The 19,280-nt window shown below is 44.1% G+C and carries 12 protein-coding genes; 7 read left to right on the top strand and 5 right to left on the bottom strand.

Features of this window, described 5'->3' with window-relative positions; all coding sequences use genetic code 11:
• The first annotated feature begins 56 nt into the window (after positions 1-56).
• From ACLI08_RS04000 to ACLI08_RS03985, 4 genes are all read left to right on the top strand, one after another.
• Entirely contained in the window at positions 57-2,516 is a 2,460-nt protein-coding gene (locus tag ACLI08_RS04000; protein WP_411427166.1) for a ligase-associated DNA damage response DEXH box helicase, read from the top strand.
• A 114-nt stretch (positions 2,517-2,630) separates the two neighbouring features.
• Entirely contained in the window at positions 2,631-3,272 is a 642-nt protein-coding gene (pdeM, locus tag ACLI08_RS03995; RefSeq protein WP_411427165.1) for a ligase-associated DNA damage response endonuclease PdeM, read from the top strand.
• A gap of 90 nt (positions 3,273-3,362) precedes the next feature.
• The gene (locus ACLI08_RS03990; protein ID WP_411427164.1) at positions 3,363-3,866 is read left to right on the top strand and encodes a DinB family protein; all 504 of its coding nucleotides are present in this window, start codon (positions 3,363-3,365) and stop codon (positions 3,864-3,866) included.
• A gap of 139 nt (positions 3,867-4,005) precedes the next feature.
• Complete coding sequence (locus ACLI08_RS03985) at positions 4,006-4,200, top strand: hypothetical protein (protein ID WP_411427163.1); 195 nt, start codon at positions 4,006-4,008, stop codon at positions 4,198-4,200.
• 620 nt (positions 4,201-4,820) lie between these two features.
• Here the strand turns inward: ACLI08_RS03985 and ACLI08_RS03980 are convergent.
• The 5 genes from ACLI08_RS03980 to dprA all read right to left on the bottom strand — a co-directional run bounded on the left by ACLI08_RS03980 (position 4,821) and on the right by dprA (position 12,676).
• The gene (locus tag ACLI08_RS03980; RefSeq protein ID WP_411427162.1) at positions 4,821-7,811 is read right to left on the bottom strand and encodes a T9SS type A sorting domain-containing protein; all 2,991 of its coding nucleotides are present in this window, start codon (positions 7,809-7,811) and stop codon (positions 4,821-4,823) included.
• Positions 7,812-8,017: 206 nt separating this feature from the next.
• The gene (locus ACLI08_RS03975; protein ID WP_411427161.1) at positions 8,018-9,655 is read right to left on the bottom strand and encodes a DUF6377 domain-containing protein; all 1,638 of its coding nucleotides are present in this window, start codon (positions 9,653-9,655) and stop codon (positions 8,018-8,020) included.
• Positions 9,656-9,778: 123 nt separating this feature from the next.
• The gene (gene dinB, locus ACLI08_RS03970) at positions 9,779-10,876 is read right to left on the bottom strand and encodes a DNA polymerase IV (protein WP_411427160.1); all 1,098 of its coding nucleotides are present in this window, start codon (positions 10,874-10,876) and stop codon (positions 9,779-9,781) included.
• Positions 10,877-10,966: 90 nt separating this feature from the next.
• Positions 10,967-11,512, bottom strand: coding sequence for a hypothetical protein (locus tag ACLI08_RS03965; RefSeq protein ID WP_411427159.1), 546 nt, complete (start codon positions 11,510-11,512; stop codon positions 10,967-10,969).
• A gap of 60 nt (positions 11,513-11,572) precedes the next feature.
• Positions 11,573-12,676 carry a DNA-processing protein DprA gene (gene dprA / locus ACLI08_RS03960; RefSeq protein ID WP_411427158.1) on the bottom strand — a complete coding sequence of 368 codons (1,104 nt, stop codon included), beginning with the start codon at positions 12,674-12,676 and terminating at the stop codon, positions 11,573-11,575.
• A gap of 98 nt (positions 12,677-12,774) precedes the next feature.
• Here dprA and ACLI08_RS03955 point away from each other — a divergent pair, with 98 nt between their 5' ends.
• From ACLI08_RS03955 to ACLI08_RS03945, 3 genes are all read left to right on the top strand, one after another.
• Positions 12,775-13,743 (top strand): SPOR domain-containing protein, encoded by a 969-nt coding sequence (locus ACLI08_RS03955; protein ID WP_411427157.1) that lies wholly within the window; start codon positions 12,775-12,777, stop codon positions 13,741-13,743.
• Positions 13,744-13,846: 103 nt separating this feature from the next.
• Positions 13,847-14,359, top strand: a complete 513-nt coding sequence (locus tag ACLI08_RS03950; protein ID WP_411427156.1) for an acyl-CoA thioesterase — start codon at positions 13,847-13,849, stop codon at positions 14,357-14,359.
• 241 nt (positions 14,360-14,600) lie between these two features.
• The gene (locus ACLI08_RS03945) at positions 14,601-19,250 is read left to right on the top strand and encodes a beta strand repeat-containing protein (RefSeq protein WP_411427155.1); all 4,650 of its coding nucleotides are present in this window, start codon (positions 14,601-14,603) and stop codon (positions 19,248-19,250) included.
• Positions 19,251-19,280 lie beyond the last annotated feature (30 nt).

Genomic DNA, 19,280 nt, shown 5'->3' with positions numbered 1-19,280 from the left:
ATAAAGTCAACTAAGTAGACGTAGTTAACGACACCAAAATATTATCACTATAAAAAATGAACAGGGAACAACTGTTTAACATAGCACAAGACTGGTTTACGGATTGCGGGTGGAAACCCTTTCCGTTTCAGCAGCAAACCTGGACGGCTTTTTTACAAGGAAAGCACGGCCTGCTAAATGCGCCCACAGGCAGCGGAAAAACTTATGCGCTTTGGTTCCCTGTAGTTTTAGAATATATAAAGTCGAATCCTGATTATCAAACAAAACATAAACCCGGCCTTAAAGCCATTTGGATAACGCCGCTGCGGGCACTCTCTGTAGAGATACAGCAAGCGGCAGAACGCGTAGCTAACGACCTGGGTACACAACTTACAGTGGGTATACGTACAGGCGATACCTCATCGGCAGAACGTACCAAACAAAAAAAGAAAATACCGGACCTGCTGATAACCACCCCCGAAAGTATGCAGTTAATGCTGGCCAGTAAAGACTACGCCTCTGTCTTTAAAACCTGCAGCGCCATTATTATAGACGAGTGGCACGAACTTCTGGGCACTAAAAGGGGCGTGCAGGTAGAACTGGCTCTAAGCCGTTTAAAGGCAGTAGCACCTAAGCTGCGCATTTGGGGCATATCGGCTACTATAGGTAACCTGCCACAGGCCATGGAAGTACTTTTAGGCCATGATTCTGATGCTTTAAAAAACAGTACTCTTATACGTGCGCACATCAATAAAAAAATAAATGTAAAATCCATCATCCCGCCAACCATGGATGCATATCCGTGGCGGGGTCATATGGGGCTGCATCTTATAGACGAAGTAGCCACAATTATTAAAAACAGCCGCACCACACTGATTTTTACTAACGTAAGATCGGCGTGTGAAATATGGTTTCAGGCCCTGCTGGATAAATACCCTGAATTTGCCGGAGAAATTGCCATGCACCACGGGTCTATAGCCCGGGAAACCCGCGTTTGGGTAGAGCAGGCCATACGGGATGAACAGCTAAAAGCCGTAGTGTGCACCAGTAGCCTGGACCTTGGGGTAGACTTTGCCCCGGTAGAAACCGTAGTACAGGTAGGCGGGCCTAAGGGCGTAGCGCGCTTCCTGCAGCGGGCAGGCCGCAGCGGGCACCGTCCGGGTCAGGAAAGTAACATTTACTTCCTGGCTACCCATGCCATAGAACTTATAGAGGCATCGGCTTTGCGAAAAGCGGTACAGGAAACCGTAGTGGAAGACCGCATACCGTACCTTAACAGCTGGGATGTACTCATACAATATCTGGTAACCCTTGCAGTAAGCGATGGGTTTTACCCCGATGAGATATTTAAAGAAGTACAGGGCACATTTTGCTTTCAGGGGATAACGCGAGACGATTTTCAGTTTTGTCTTAATTTTATAACCCGAGGCAGCCAAAGCCTTCAGGCCTACGACGAGTATAAAAAGGTGGAAATAGAAGCCGATGGCAGGTTTAAGGTAAACAGCCGGCAGGTAGCACTGCGCCACCGTATGCAGATAGGCACTATTGTAGGCGATGCGGTTATGAACGTAAAGTTTTTTGGCGGAGGCTATATAGGCAGTATCGAAGAATGGTTTGTATCTAAACTTAACCCCGGCGACGTGTTTATTTTTGCCGGAAGAAAACTGGAACTGTACCGTATAAAAAATATGGAAGTGCTGGTACGCCGGGCAGACCCGGGTGCCAAGGCGCAGCACGCCACCTGGATGGGCGGAAGGCTTACGCTTTCGGCACAAATGAGCGAGCTGCTGCGTGAGGAACTCTATTCGGCGAATACCGATGAAAAGACACCCGAACTCTACGCACTATACCCTGTTTTTGCGCGACAGCGTAAGGAAAGCATTGTACCTACCGATGCCCAGTTTTTAATAGAAACCTTTAAAAGCCGCGAAGGGTACCATGCCATTTTTTATCCGTTTGAAGGCCGTTACGTGCACGAAGCCCTTGCCAGCCTTATGGCCTATCGTATAAGCCTGCTGGAGCCCATTACGTTTTCGCTGGCGTATAACGACTATGGTTTTGAATTGCTGAGCGATAAGCCCATTGATATGCAGCAAGTGCTGGATAACGACCTGTTTACCACCACACACCTTCACGCCGACCTGCAACACAGCCTTAACGCTACCGAAATGGCCCGCCGAAAGTTTAGGGATATTGCCGTAATATCTGGCCTGGTGTTTACAGGTTATCCGGGCAAAATGCTAAAAACAAAGCATCTGCAAAGTAGCAGCCAGTTGATTTTTGAGGTATTCAGGGATTACGAACCCGAAAACCTGTTGTTTCAGCAGGCGTACCGTGAAACCTTTGAGCACCAGTTGGAGGAGGGCCGCCTGTTAACGGCGCTAAACCGCATAGAGGGCCAGGAAATAGTATGGAAACAATGCGAAAAACCCACGCCATTTAGCTTCCCTATAATAACCGACAGGCTGCGCGAACGCTTATCATCTGAAACGCTGGCTGAGCGTATTAAAAAAATGACGGCCAGTTACATGAAGTAGAAAATGCAGCTTTAGGTGCTTGCTTTACAAACACAGGAATTAGTTTAATAATACACTATCATCAAAAGTTAAAAATTAGGTGCGCGGCGTGTTACAAAGTATCTTTGCAGCCGCATGACCCACAGTATTACCATTAACCAAAACGAATTCATCCTGCACTGTACCGGAGCTGTTTACTGGGTACAAAAACGCCTGTTGCTTATTAGCGATGTACATTTAGGCAAGGTGTCGCACTTCCGTAAGCACGGGGTGGCTTTACCTGGGCAGGCTATGTTTAAAAACTACCAGAAAATGGATACCGTAATAGGGCTGTTTCAGCCGGAGGGTATTTGTTTCCTGGGCGACCTTTTTCATAGTAGCCTTAATAAAGAGTGGGACCTGTTTAGCGGCTGGGTAGCTAAAACGGGCTTACCCATAGTGCTCGTTGCCGGAAACCACGATATTATCCATCCGAGAAAATACGAGGCCATAAACATACAAGTGGTAAGCGAGTGGTCTACAAATGGTTTTTTGCTTACCCATCACCCTGAAGAACGCGAGAGTTTTTTCACACTTTGCGGACACATACACCCCGCCGTTGAACTTAAAGGGGCAGGCAGGCAATTTCTTAAACTACCGTGTTTTTTTCGTACCGGGAGTCAAATGATATTACCGGCATTTGGGGAGTTTACGGGTACCTTTGTTATGACGCCACAACAGGGCAATGCAGTATATGCCATTACCGGAGACATGGTATCTGAAATAAACATTTCCTGAAAATATTTTACTTTTTAAAATTCCTGCTGACATAGGGCTGTCATTAACGGGGGCTACTTTTGTACTGTAATCAAAAAATAAGCAAGAGTTATGGAACACGTACAAACCGCAACAGCAATCATTAGCAAAGAACAACTACTACACCACTGGCAGGGGCATCGCAGCCTTACCCGCAGGGTTATTGAGGCTTTTCCTGAAAAGGAACTGTTTGAATACCGCATAGGCGGCATGCGCCCTTTCTTTATCATGGCTATGGAGGTAACAGACTTAGCCAGCGCAGGGATTAAAGGCCTTGCTACTAACGAATGGGATGCTTACCTGTCGCACGATACGGGCGAAGGCCTGCCGAAAACAAAAGAAGAACTCCTTGCCGTATGGGATGCTACCACCAGCCGCCTGGACGCATATTGGCAACAGCTTACAGAAGAGCGCTTTGCTGAAGAAATTGTGGCATTTGGCAGTTATCCCGGTACAGTGCTTAGTACTATACTGTACTTTATAGATAATGAAATACACCACCGCGGCCAAGGTTATGTATACCTGCGCGGCCTGGGCATAGAGCCACCTGCCTTCTATGAAAGGCCAAGGATATAACTACAGCCGTTTCATCATCAATCATACTATTCACCGCTTTTTACAAAGGCGGTGTTTTTTTATTTGGCGCTATGTAACTTTTGTAGCAGACATAGTAAGGCTATTTGCATTACTTTACATCCTTTAAATTTTTAAGGCTATGAAATATTTTACGGTATCGCGCATTTTACGGTTTGTGTTATCAGGCATTATAATATACCAGGCAGTGGCAGAAGAACAGTACTTATTGCTTATACCGGCAGGACTGCTTTTACTCCTTGCGCTTTTTAACCGCGATTGTGGCACATCATGCGATAGCTGCTCCTCAGACAGCTGTACCAAACATTACAAATAAAAAAACACCGCAGGGGACTAGCGGTGTTTTTAAATAGCATTTAGGGAAAATTTACAGTAATCGTTGCGTTTTGGATACAGTACAAAAGTACCTCTACTCACAGTACAATGACAGCGTTTACCATTGTTTTTACTTATACTAACATAGAGAAAAAGAAGTACAGATGACTTGTGCCAAAATACGCATGTGTTTAACCATATTACACTAAACGCCATATAAACCCTACTTATTGTCAGAAAATACGTTAAAAATTTCATTTTGTCGACACAACAATACCATTCGTCGGCACATAAAATGCATTAGCCTAATAATCCAATATTTCTTATGTAAGCCATGTACATTTGTAACAGATAAATACAACAAACGTCCCCCAATTTTACGTTAACCGTATTTAAGACTTAAAACTGCATAAAGAGGCATTTCCCGATTATCTTCATTTTTACAATGCCAAAAACGTAAGACCGTCTCCCCCGACGGTCTTTTTTTTATTACTAAAAGCATTTATGTGAGTGGTAATTATTTTACCACATAGAAATAAAAAAATAAAGCCGTGCTGATTCAAGGCACGGCTTTTCTCATTACTGCATTCTAATAAATAACTATCAAATTGTTAAATAAAATTATCGTTTAACTATCTTAAACATTCCGGTAGTATTACCCGCCTGTACTTTTACAACATATACACCTTCTTGCAGGCCTGCAAGGCTTATGCTAGCTGTATTAGTAGTTTCTTTTACCAGCATGCCCAGTGTGTTGTACACCTGTACGCTGTTTACGGGCAGGTTTTTTGCCACATTTATGTTCAGGATATCGTTTACCGGATTTGGGTAAGCTGTCATATTTTTACTATCGGCTACAACATTGCCGGTGCCTAATACGGTAAAACCACTGGCATCTACACTTACGGTACTCTGGGCCAGGTTAGTAAACATAGCATTAGCCGTTTCGGCATCGCCGTTCAATGGGGCATACAGCTCAAGGCTCGACTTAAGCAGCGTACCGTTATAAAGGGCTGCAATTTCCAGGTCATTCATCCCCGAGCGGTAAAAATACCAGTTACGGTAAGTAACATCTGCAGGTGCATTAGTACCGTGCAGGCTAAATACTTTAGCCTCCAGTTGCTCATTAGTGCTTCCGGCAAGTACACCATCTACATAAAGTAAGGTAGTGCCGCGTGCATAGTAATGCGTAAGAGCCACAGTGTGCCAGTTGCCATCGTTTACAGCAGTAGTACCTGTTACAGTAGCTCCGGCGGGAGACGTATATACAGGTATACCCTGGGCGTTAATACTTATTACACCTTCGGCAGTTGTAGCCGTGCTAAACGCCGCTATACGGCCTGTAGCGGTAGTTTTAAAATCAACCACGTTTGTAAACGGGTGAATCATATTATCTGGTGTAAACTTCAGCACGCTTTGTGTAGCCGTAGGATCTGGTGAAATACCTGCAGTAGTGGCAATAACCGGTTGGGGTTTTCCTGCCGCTATGGCATCAAAAACAGAGGGTACCATGGCATAAAACATTTCGTTATGGCCGGCGTCATTCGGGTGAAGCGAATCTGACCAGTAGCCCTCTACCCAGTTACCGGTACCGTTATCTGTAGCACCCAACGTGTTAGTGCTCGGCACGTTCCATTGTGCCATAAGCAGGTTCATCTGCTTTACGTAATTATAGTCCGCAGCGTTATAATCACCACGAACGTAGTTATTTATAACCAATGGTGTTTTGCCATCGGCTACAGCTTTTTGTATTAGTAACTGTAAGTTAGTGTTGTACGAATCGTAAGCCGTTTGGCCGTTTTCGTGTATGCCTTCATTGCCCAGTGCAAGTCCAAAAATTACATACGTACCACAATCACCTTCAAGGTCTTTTTCGTAGCGTGCTAGTGCCGCCGTAGTGTTGTTTCCGTTAACCGAAATATTGCTCCTGAAAAATGCCGGGCTTCCGTTAGCCGCCCTTTGCTGAAGCAGGTCGTTATACTTGTATGCATATCCCTGCATGTTTGTAGCGCCTTGCCCGTTCATTACAGAAGATCCCATGAACGAAATTTTGTGCTCATCTATAGCTACACACTGTATTCCGTAGGTGTAATTATTAAGATTAAGGGTAATAACAAAGTTACCGTACCTTAAATCTATATCGCTCATGGTTATGCCAAACTCGTTAGCCTGGCTCTCCATTACAACCGAATTTTGGCTGCCTGCTACTTTTTTAAACACATAGTTCCAGGACTGGTTGCCTTTAAATACAAAACGTGGATTAGTATCGGTTCCTACCACTGTCATGTTTATTGTATTGCTCCATATACCGTTGCCCTGGTATGTTAGTGGGGCATCGCCATTCCATCCGTTAGCTATGCTGCTGCCCACTACACTCCAGTTTATAGGTGTAATGGTGTACGTGTTAGAAGTAAGGTTTACCGTAATAAGTACCGTACCCGTTTGGTCAGGGTCTATACCCGGGCCGCTAAGTGCCAAGGTACCTTGTGCGCTTCCCAGGCCGTATATTGTGGCATTGTCATCCTGGGTAGTGTAAAAACGCAGTGTCCCGGCATCTGCAATGGAAGTGTAAATTTCAAACACATTGCTTACCACCCCGTTTGTACCGGTAACCATGTGCATGGGTAGTGCCGTTTGCGGATTGTCGCCATTTTCGGTAGCGCTTCCGCTAAAGTAAAGCTGTGTAATCTGCCCGGTTACCGTAACATCTGCCGTGCCAAATACATCGGGATTCTGAGCGCTGGCGGCTTTTACCGTTACCGAACCATTACCTACCGGCATAAGCACACCGTTGTTGTTTATTACCGCTATAGCAGGGTTTGATGTACTCCAAACCACATTTTGAAACGTAGCGTTTGCCGGTAAAACTGTAGCAGTCATTTGCGCTGACTGCCCGCTGTTAGTAATATTAGCTCCAGTTACCGTAATAGATGCCACATCTACCACAGGCATATCGGTATACTCTTCTATACGCATAGCGTTTATGTATGCAAAAGAGTTTTGCAGTATGCTCATGTTTAGGGTTATTTTACCGGAAGCATCGGGTGTAAGCATTTCGGTACCCAGTATGCCGGTAAGATTTCCTGTACTACCATCGCTGGTTTGCAGCTGTCCGGTAAAACTGTTTAAGCCAGTAAATACATATTGGGAAATACGCACATTGCTGGTAGGCCTTGAGCCAAAAATATAAAATTTGTATCCTTTTTGCGGATTCAGGTTGGTAAAGGTAAGCTGCCCTGTACTGTTTGCAGAACCTCCTGTTTCAAGATAAAAATAATCCTGGGTAGCGGTGCTTATGGCAAGGTCACCCAGTGCCGATTGTGTTACCGCAGTAGGACCGTAATTAGTGGAAGTGTTTACCACAAAGTTATCGGTTACGGTCATGTTTATGCCGGTGTCGGCATTGTTAGCATTTACAATGTCGTACGCTGCACCAAGTGCACCATTGGTAGCATTGTTCCAGTAATGCCCGTTTGCATCGGGGCTTGGGGTAATAGCCCCATTTGTACCCCCGGTAGGGCCAAAGTCTACATACATGCTCTGCGAAAGCGACTGCGCCTGCATATAGCCCATACCCAGCACAAAGCTGCATAATAGTAATAGTTTCTTCATAATTGAGTGGAATAAAATGATTAAAGATTTGGGTTGTATACTAAATCGTTTGCGAAGAAACTACACCTAAGCGCACAAAAACAGTGCTGGTATAAAATAAGTGGATGTATAAAATGAGATTATACAGTTAATAAAATGTAAATCAAACTATTAGAAATTTTACAAAACCTAAAAAAAGTAGTGGTTTTAATAGCCCTACAAAAGCATTACAACGAAGAAAATGCACCAATTTTAAGTACCTTTTCCTCAAAGTCGTCGCGAGAAATGGCTTTGTTCTTTGTTTTTACCCTATAGTTGTAAATGGTATTAACCGAGTAGCGGAGCAGTTTTGCAATACCGGCACTATCTGTAATACCAAGCCGGATGAGTGCAAAAACCCTTAGTTCGGTATTTAGTAGTTCGCCTTTTTTTAATTGTATTTGTTCATCGGGTAAAAGCAGCGCATTTAGCTTTGCTACAAAGTCCGGATAAATATGCAGGAAAATACTATCAAAATTTTTGTAAAAACGTTCTATTTCTTCCTCTACAAGCTGTGGCGATTTAGTACGGTCCAGCAGTTCTGTAACCTGTTTTGCTATAATCATTTTGTTTACCGTTTTTCGGTACACATCAAGCTTATCTAAATAATCAGAACAAAAATTGAGCAAGGTACCTATATAGTACTCCTTAACCCGGTTAGTATCGGCAAGTTCGCCGTACAGGTTTTTAAGTTCAGAGTTAGTATGCTGTAGCTGGGCGTTTAGCTGGCTAAGGCGGCTATTAGCCGCTTCCAGGTTGTGGCGTGCTGCCTTAAGGTTTCGGTACTGTTTCCAGATGTAAAACACAAGGCACAATAACAATACAGATAATACGCTAATTATAATAACGGTGGCCGTAAGCTTGCTTTTTTCTTTCTGTACCGCCTCGTCATACGTTTTTGTAATTAACGGCAGTACAGATGAAACCGATTGTAACCGCAGCCTGCTGTTGTAAAACGATGCGTCTTCAAAAGCTATGTTTATGTAGCGGTGCGCGCGTTCTATATCGCCCTCCTTAAACAGTTGTACCGCCAAGGCCGTAAGCGATGCACAATCGCGGGTAGCCGACTTTATATCTGAAATTGCACTGAGCACCAGGTACTTTTTATACTGCTCTGTATTGTTTTGCTGCAGGTAGCTTTGCGCTAAAAAAAACGTAATGCTGCTGTAGGGCCTTTCACCCGGGGTGGCCATAGAAAGCCTTTTCAGGTTTGCCTCCCGGTTTTTAAGGTAATCGCCCTTATCGCGGTAACGCATTTCCACTATATTAAGATAGGCCTCTGTACCGGGTTGTAACCGCGCCAGTAAACTATCTGTATATGCATTGTAAACCCTGTCATATTTATTACGGGTAGCCTGGTGTGCACTATAAAACTTGAGCCTGAAATTAAGCCAAATCTTGCCGTAATAATACTGACTTAGTAATGTATCGGGCAGTAATTTCCGGTTTACTGTGGCCTGCACATCTGCGGCCTCGGCATAGTTGCCCGATGATGATAACAGCTCTGCAAGCTGCAATTCGGTTTTATATTGCAGGGTAATATTGCCCATTGTTTCGGCAAGGCGTATGTTTTCTTCTAAATGGCTTACGGCACTGGTAAACTTGTACGGAATATATTCGGCAACCAGCCTGCCATTAATGGCGAAACGCTCCTGTGGCGAAAGGTCTTTTGCAGTAAGATAGTTTTGCAGCTGGGCTATACGTTGTTTTTTGGCGGCTTCGTATACAGATCGCTTATTAATTTCCGCATCAAGGCCAGCCAGTGTTTGCTGGGCCCAAAGCGGTGTATATACAAAAAGTAAAAGTAAAATGCGCCAATACCTCATGGAATAAATACTATTTGGTAAACCGTCAAATATAGCGATAAATAAATAGTACATAAAAACACCGCTGCAAAAATACCGGGCAACACTTTGTAATAGTACGTTTGCCTACACGGATGCTTTGCACTAAAAGTCGAACTTAAGCTGCACGGCTACGGTCTTTTTTACGCCTGCCTCGTTATTAAGGTTAGACAGCGAAATGCCCAGCAACCGCACCGACTCCTTTGGCCGTTCCTGGTACAGCAACTCTTTAACGGTTTCGGTTATAAGGCTGGCATCTGATATAAAATACGGAAGGGTTTTGCTACGGGTTTGCACTGTAAAATCAGAATACTTTAGTTTAAGCGTTACGGTTTTTCCGGCTATCTTTTTCTTCTTAAGGCGGCGTTCCAACTCGGCGGCTATTTTTTCCAGCCTCTCTAGCATAAATACCTCAGACACCAGGTTTTCGTTAAAAGTATGCTCTGTACCTACTGATTTTACGGTACGGTCTGGCTTTACCGGGCTGTTGTGTATGCCACGCACCACGTGGTAATAGTACGGGCCACTTTTACCAAAATGTGCCGCCAAGTATTCCTCAGTTTTTTCCTTAAGGTCTTTACCCGTAAAAATGCCCAGCTGGTACATTTTTTCTTCGGTAACCTTACCCACGCCATAAAACTTACCTATGGGCAGGGCTTCTAAAAACGGCAACACTTCATCGGGCGTTACGGTTTTTTGTCCGTTTGGCTTGTTGTAGTCGCTGGCTACCTTGGCTATAAATTTATTAATGCTAATGCCCGCCGATGCAGTAAGCCCAGTTTCCTCTAATATGCGTTGACGGATTTGGGAGGCAATGAGTGTGGCACTGGGTATGCCTTTTTTGTTTTGGGTAACATCCAGGTAGGCTTCGTCCAAGCTCAGTGGCTCTACAAGGTCTGTAAACTCATGGAAGATGCTGCGTATTTTCCGGCTTATCTCCGTATAACGGTCAAAACGCGGCCGTACAAAAATAAGGTGTGGGCAACGCTTTTTGGCAAGATACCCACTCATGGCGCTACGCACCCCAAACTTACGTGCCTCATAACTCGCCGCCGAAACCACACCACGGGTTTCGCCACCACCTACGGCAATAGCCTTACCCCGCAGTTCGGGGTTATCAAGCTGCTCTACCGAGGCGTAAAAGGCATCCATATCTACATGGATTATTTTGCGCTGGGGTTGTTGTATGGCGGATTCTTCCATACGGTAAAATTACGGAAAAATAAGCGTTGTTCATTTCCCTATCTATGCGTCATTGCGAACGCAGCGCAGCGGAGTGTGGCAATCTATTTATTACTTTTTTATTTCCTTACTCTTGAGTTCTATTATCATTGAGTCTTTGCTTCGAATAATTATTTCTTTTTTTTCAATGTCTAACTTTAAGATTTCATTTCTTGCATTTAGCTCAATCTTTTCTCTATCAAATTTAGTATTTCCATTATCAAATCCTAATTTGTATGAAGCTCCAACAGCCACAACTAAAACCGTCCAAAATAAGTAATTTTTAATCAACATCATTATTACATTGTCGTCTTTCGATTGTGTCTTATTTGGCGAGATTTTAAGGCATGATTCTAAAGTACCAATTAGAATTGTTATGTGCTTATTAAAATCATCTTCTTCATAACCATTTAGTTTATTCTTATGAAATGTTTGAAACAATTTATACGGCCCACTTTCTGAATTATAATTAGTAACCACATAGTTTTCTACGCGTGCAACCCAAGCCAAAAGAGATGGAGAAGCTTTGCTATAGATACCATGAATACTCCTTTCACAATTATTGCTAAAATTTATTTGTGAACTTTCATTAATCAAATCTTGTAATTCATTTTCCATACTTTTTAGATTTCTAAAATCTCAATTTATTGAGGTTTATTTAATTATAAAATCAATCAATCACACCGCCTCAAACAACTTACCCGGCAATGGCCTGATTACACCCTTTAGTTCCATAGTAAGTAACATAGATGAGAGCCTAAATACCGGCATATCGCAGTTCAGGGCTATAATATCCAGGAGTTCCTTGCCGTTCTTTTGCAGATAATCGTATACCTTTTGTTCATCGGGCTCCAGGGTTACAAACAATTGCTTTTGTATTGGTGGTAGCTTTTTGTCTTCCAGCTCCCAGTTTAGCATATATATAAGGTCGGCTGCACCCGTAAGGAGGTTGGCACGCTGGGTTTTTATCAGGTCATTACACCCCATGCTATACTTATCTGTAATGCGCCCGGGCAGTGCAAACACATCGCGGTTATAATCATTGGCCACATTAGCCGTAATAAGCGAACCACCTTTCTCGGCGCTCTCTATAATAATGGTAGCCTCACTAATGCCTGCCACTATGCGGTTACGCTTTACAAAATTTTCCCTGTCCGGGTTGCTAGTACTCCAAAACTCGGTAAGGAAACCGCCGTTTTGCTCCATACGCGCCACGTACTTTTTATGCGGCTTGGGGTACACCTGATTCAGGCCGTGCGCCACCACACCTATGGTTTGCAGCCCCAGATCCATAGCCACCAGGTGTGCGTGTATGTCTACCCCATATGCAAATCCGCTTACAATAACAGGGTTTAGCGGCACCAGGTCTTCCAGCAGCTTGCGGCAAAAATCGCCACCATAGGCCGTCATTTGCCGCGTACCTACAATACTTAGGGTTTTTCGCCCGGCAAAGTTTATATTCCCCGAGCCAAATAACAGTACCGGTCCATCTACGCAATGCTTTAACCGTTCCGGATATTCGGCATCCTGATAAAAAAGCGGATTAATACGGTTTGCTTCTATAAACTTCAGCTCATTTTCGGCAAGCTTATAAATGTTTTGGTTTTGCAGGTTACGGTACAGCACTTCGCCCACACCTTCTATAGAAATGAGTTGGCTTTTTTTCGCTTTTAAGACGGCTTCGGCGCTACCCAGGTGGTTTATGAGCTTTTTTGCCATAATGTCGCCCACACCCTCTACACGCATGAGCGCCAGGGTATTAAATAATTCCGGTTGGTTCATTTTAAATTGTAATCAGCTCGTTATCAGCTAATCATTATTGTTAATAAAATTTGTGAATAAAATTTTGCCCACCCCACTCAATGATTAATTTTGTGTTTATGAAGATAGAGAAATACATATCGGCACTATTATACCGTTACCAGTGTGTTACCGTTCCCGGTTTTGGCGCTTTCCTTACCGAAATACGCCCGGCACAGTTAAACGCTGTTTCGCACACATTCTATCCTCCCAAAAAGGTAATTTCATTCAATGCGAATGTAAAGAATAATGACGGTCTTTTAGCCAATCATATAGCGCAGCAGGAAAAAATTTCTTACGAAGCAGCTGTTTCGGCCATTACCGAAACTGTAGCCCAGTGGAAACGAACCCTTAGCGGCATGGATGTGCTGTTCCTTAAAAACATAGGCCAGATAGGACTTAATGCTGAAGGCAGCCTGGTATTTACCCCGGACACCCCTGTAAACTATCTTACCGATGCCTTTGGGCTTAGCGCGGTGGTTTCGCCAGCTGTACGCCGTGAGGAACTTAAGGCGGTTGTAGAGGAACTGGAAGAAAAAGCACCAATTATTTTTACCCCAGAGCGTAAACGCAGTTACAGCTACCTTAAATACGCTGCCGTATTTGCGCTGTTTGCAGGGGCGGGTGTTATAGCATATGCTAACTACTACAGCCGTAAAATAGACCAGGAAACGCTTGCCGTACATAATGCCGTACAAAGTAAGGTAGAACAACGCATACAGCAGGCCACGTTTTTTATAGAAAATCCGCTGCCGGCAGTAAGCCTTCCTGTAAAACAGGATGAAGAAGCACTGCAACAAGAGGAAACTGCCGTAGCCATAGCGCTGCCATACCACGTGGTAGCGGGCGCATTTAAAAGCGAAGCCAATGCCGAAAAGGCTGCCGCTGCACTTACCGCTAAAGGATACAAAGCCCACAGGCTGGAAGTAAACAAGGCCGGACTGTATCCGGTTGTTTATGGTAGCTTTGCTACCTATGCCGAAGCTCAGCAAAATGCTAACGAAATACACCAAAATGGCGATATAGATGCCTGGATTTTGGTAAAATAACAACAATATCGTAAAAAAGTTCCTCCCGTTGCGGAGGATTTTTTTTGCCCGGTGGTTAGCATTATCTTTGCGCAAAACGCAACAAATACACGCAAATAAAATAATGCAGCCAAAACACCCCTCAGATTCTGTTTGTATTATGACCGACATAGTACTGCCGGGAGAAACTAATCCGCTTAATAACCTTTTTGGTGGCGAGCTCCTTGCCCGCATGGACCGCTGCGCCAGTATTGCAGCCCGAAGGCACAGTGGCCGCATTGTGGTTACAGCATCTGTAAACCACGTAGCATTTAACCACTCTATTCCGCTGGGAAGCGTGGTAACCATGGAGGCAAAAGTGAGCCGCACCTTTACATCGAGCATGGAAACGTTTATAGACGTTTGGATTGAAGACCGGGTAAGCGGAAACAAAACCAAAGCAAATGAGGCCATATATACTTTTGTAGCCGTAGACGAGTACGGAAGGCCTGTACCTGTACCCGCACTAATACCGGAAACCGACCTGGAAAAACAACGCTATGAAGCCGCGCTGCGCCGTAAACAGCTTAGCCTGGTACTTGCCGGAAAAATGAAACCTAATGAGGCTACAGAATTAAGAGCCCTTTTTACCGAATAAAATACAAGCACCATAACGGTGCTTTTTTATTAGGTTATAGTATAGGATTTTGTAAAACAGTTTTCATTTTAGCACTACGGCAACTGAAAAACAATTTATTAAAGTTACATTTTTTTGTAAAACGGCTAAATTGGTTAAAATTTACCATTTCATAAGATAATTGTTATAATACTAAACCTTTGTTAAAACCACGCTGTTTTCTGTGTATTTTTATCATTCAGTATAAACAACTATTACATTTATGAAAAGAAATTTACGCTCACTTGCGGGATTCCTTATGTTCACAGCATTTGGGATTTCGTATGGTCAAAGCTATCAGCCGCTAAGCGTATCGTCTGGGTTTAACCAAGACGTTATAGCAAATGGGCTAGGTGGCGCGTCATCCAGCACTACATCTGATGTAGATAATGCCGGATACGCTTTTGTGGCTAATGACTTTCAGGCAACTGGATCGTCTACTCCACCTGCTTATGGCCTGCCTGTAGGAGGATTGATTACCTCTGCAGTAGCGGCCACTACCGGCCTAAGCTATCAGCTTGCATCATTTTCCGACAGCAATTCGCTAAAACTTAGTGCTGCCGGCGAAAGCGGAACACTAACGTTTTCTAACCAACTGTCGGCAACTAAACTTTACTTCCTGGCTACCTCTGGTAGTGGAGACTCTGACATTATCGTAGAAATCAATTTTACCGATGGTACGTCTCAAACCGCAATATCTGCCACAATACCTGACTGGTATTACAGTACTGATTTACCGGTGGCTGCCTCTGGCTTTGGCCGTGTAAATGTAAATACTAACGGGCTAGACAATCCATCTGATAATCCTCGTTTATATCAGCTTACAGCAAATATAGATTTGGAAAACCAATCAAAACAGATTGAAACCATAACCATTACAAAAAGCAGTTCGTCGGGTGCGTTAAATATTTTCGCTGTGTCCGCCAAGGTGCTTTCTAACTGTCCTGAGCTGGCATCAGTAAATGCCGATATAACCGGGATTGGCACTGCAAACATCACTTGGGAACTTGCCTCTAACGGTTCAGGCAGCGTGCCTGCAACCTACACTGTAGAGGTTTACACAGATGTAGCCTTTACAGAAGCCCTACCAGGCTCACCATTTACGGGCCTTACCGGTTTGGCACAAGCCATAACCGGCCTTGCTAATGATACAAGATATTACTACAGGGTTAAAGCAAACAACGGAATATGCGATTCTAACTACGTTTCGGGCACGTTTTTCTCTGGCTACTGTATCCCTACAGGCCTTACCAGCAGTACATCTTACTATCTTACAAATGTGTCTACCACAAATGGCGCTACAAACATTGCGAGCCAAAGCGACGTGAGCAGTACGGGCTATACTGATTTTTCAGACCAGGCTGTATCTCAGGTACCTGGCGGGTCTTTCAATATTGATTTAGAAGTAAGCAGTGGTACTCACTACTTTTATGTGTGGGTAGACTGGAATAAAGACCTGGATTTTTCTGACGAAGGAGAAACCATTGTAGCCACTACCACCTACACAGACAGCTACAGCGGTACAGTGAACATTCCGGGCACTCAAACTCCGGGCGATTACCGTATGAGGGTTGCAAACAGCTACATAGGTTACATTGACAGTGCCTGTGGACCTGCACCTTGGGGAGAATTTGAAGATTATACCATTACCGTACTAACCCCGCCAAGCTGTTATTTCCCAACAGGACTTGCGGCAAACTACGGATTTACAAGCAGCACATTTAGCTGGAACACACCTACACTGGGCACCGCCCCTACAGGATACGAATACGTATTGTCTACAGAACCTGTAGCGCCAACGGATGCAACTGCAACCACAACACCTTCATTTACGGCAAATACCACTATGGGTACTACGTATTACCTTTATGTGCGTACTAATTGCGGAAACGGCGATTACAGTTCATGGTCTGTAGCTTCGTTTACGCCTAACTACTGTATACCTGTAATTAATTTCCCTACTGATGACTACATTACGCAGGTAACAACCACCGGCGGATATACTAACATAAATAACAGTACAGAATCAGACAGTGGCTACGAAAACTATACCGATATGGAGGTAAGTAAAGCCGCAGGTTCTTCTTTTGACATAAGCGTTACCCGTTTGGGTGGTTATGATTCGGTAAGTGTATTTGTAGACTGGAACCAAAACTTAAACTTTGATGACGAGGGTGAACACCCAATAAGCGTTGATGGCTCTTGGGGTAATGATGCTACTTACACAGGCACCATAAACATTCCGGCAGGTACTCCGCAAGGAAACTACAGAATGCGTGTTCGTTCTTACTATTTCTCTGACATGACTCCTTGTGGAGACGAAAGCTACGGTGAAACAGAAGATTATACTATTGTAGTAGCAGAACAACCTGCTAACTGCACAACACCGGGCATTCCGTTAGTAGATAGTAGTAATGTTACCGAAAGTGGGGCAACAATTACAGTAAGCCCATCTGACGCTTCTTTAGTCCCTACAGGGTATATACTGGTACGCAGCACAGCGCCTTTAACAGCATCACCTGTACTAGGCACTACATACGCGGTAGGAACTGCCTTTGGTGGTGGTACAATAGTAGCTACAGGTACAACAGCCCCTGTGTTTACAGACTTTGCATCGGCTAACACTAAATATTATTATACTGCCTATGCTTATAACGATGGCGGTATAGAGTGTTTTGGCCCGGTATACAGCGAGGCAGCCGTATACAATGTTATTACATGTGCTAAAGCTACAGTAAACGCTGGTGCAAGCAACATTACAAACTCTGGTGCTAACCTAAACTGGACATCGGTAATGGGTACAGGTGGCCTTGCTCCTTCTTACACGGTAGAAGTTTATGCTGATGCCGCTATGAGCAACCTGTTAACTACGTATGTAGCAACTACAAATAGCTATACGCTTACTAACCTGCAAACAGGTACAGCATACTATTACAGGGTAAAAGCTGAAACCACAGGATGTTTTAACGCCACATGGTCTGCTTTGGCTAGCTTTACAACCCAAAGCGCTTACACTCCAATAGATGTTACCGGCTTTGACAGCGATGTTATTGCTAACGGTACAGGTATAGCTAACCTAAGCACTACAGCTGCTGTAGATGGAGCAAACAACTCATACATTTCACTTGATTATCAAAACAATAACACTTCGGGTGTTAGTGGAATTGGTTTGCCTTTAAATAGAAGGCTTACAAACAGTGGCATTACAGGACTGGAGTTCTTATTGAACGACTATAGCGTAAACAACTCGCTAAGGCTTCCTGCACAAAACCAAAGCGGAACCCTAACTCTTACAAGCCCTGTTAAAGCTACTAACCTTTATGTAGCAGTAACCTCGGGTAGTGGTAGTTCTACAATTAATGTGCAAATAAACTTTACCGATAACACCAGCCAGGCTGCAACATCTGTTTCATTACTGGATTGGTACGGTACAGCTACAGCAACACAGCCTGCATTGATTTCGGGCATAGGACGTGCAAACAGGGCTAACGCCATTGGAGGTGTAGAAACAGGCGCTTCTAAAGTGTTCTATGTAACACTACCGGTAGATGCCGCTAACCAGTCTAAAAACATTGCATCGGTAACCTTTACTAAAACATCGTCTGGTGCTACAGAACCGGTACCGAATATTTTCGCAATATCTGCACAACTTGTAAATGAATGTCCTGTGCTTAACAGTGCATTTGCTTTTGCAACTTCTAACGGTGCAAACGTAAGTTTTGGCCTTTTAGCAGGCAGTGCGCCGGCTACCGGCTATACGTACAACTTGTATACTGATGAAGCCATGACTACACCGGTAACCGGATCTCCGTTTAACACCACTACAAGTACTTTACAAGTTACAGGCCTATTGCCATCTACAACATACTATTATAGTGCTACTGCATATAACAGCGTGTGTTCATCTGGAGCTGTAACAGGTAGTTTCACTACAAACTGCGAAACTCCGGCTGCACCACAGGCAAGCGCACAAACATTCTGCGGAAGCGCTACTGTAGCTCAGCTTACGGCTACAGCGGCACAAGGTACTACCCTTACATGGTCTGCCACTCAGGGTGGTACAGCACTTACTTCAGGTACAGCGCTTACCACAGGTACCTATTATGTTACTGCGGCAAACGGTACATGTGTAAGTACTGCTACTGCCGTACAGGTAACAGTTACAAACCTTGCAGCTCCTGTAGCTACTGCTCAAAGTTTCTGTAATGGAGCTACTGTAGCAGAGCTTACCGCCACGGCAAGTCAGGATGCTACATTAAACTGGTACGCTACTGAAACAGGCGAAGCTCTAAGCAGCACTACAGCCCTTACTACAGGTACGTACTACGTTAACCAGACACTAGGAAACTGCAGCAGCGAAAAACAAGCTGTTAGCGTTATCGTAAATGTTGTAGATGCTCCGGTTGCAGCAGCTGACCAAAACTTTACCGATGGCGATACGGTAGCCGCGCTAAGCGCTACTACAGCGGCCAACGCTACTGTGTCATGGTATGTAATGGTAGACGGTCAGTACGTTGCGGTAGAAACTTCTGCTGCGCTTACTAACGATACTACGTATTACGTAACGCAAACCGTAAACGGTTGTACAAGTACTTATACTGCAATTACCGCTCACTACGTATCTGGCACAGATACCTTTGGTAAAAACGGATTTGTAGTATACCCTAACCCTACTAACGATGTACTGAACATTCAGTCATCTACAGTAATAAACAGGGTGGCACTTGTAAACCTTTTAGGTCAAACCGTGCTACAGCAAAATGCATCTGCAGTACAATTACAACTAAACCTTGGCAATGTTGCCGAAGGAACGTATATACTTCAAATTACATCGGCCGATAAAACATCGTCTGTAAAAGTGATAAAGAGGTAAGTTTATACTGAATTTACTTAACTGAAACGC

This window comes from Flavobacterium sp. RNTU_13 (assembly GCF_046614455.1).
Classification (GTDB): domain Bacteria; phylum Bacteroidota; class Bacteroidia; order Flavobacteriales; family Flavobacteriaceae; genus Flavobacterium.
This window is presented reverse-complemented; position numbering and strand designations above follow the sequence as displayed.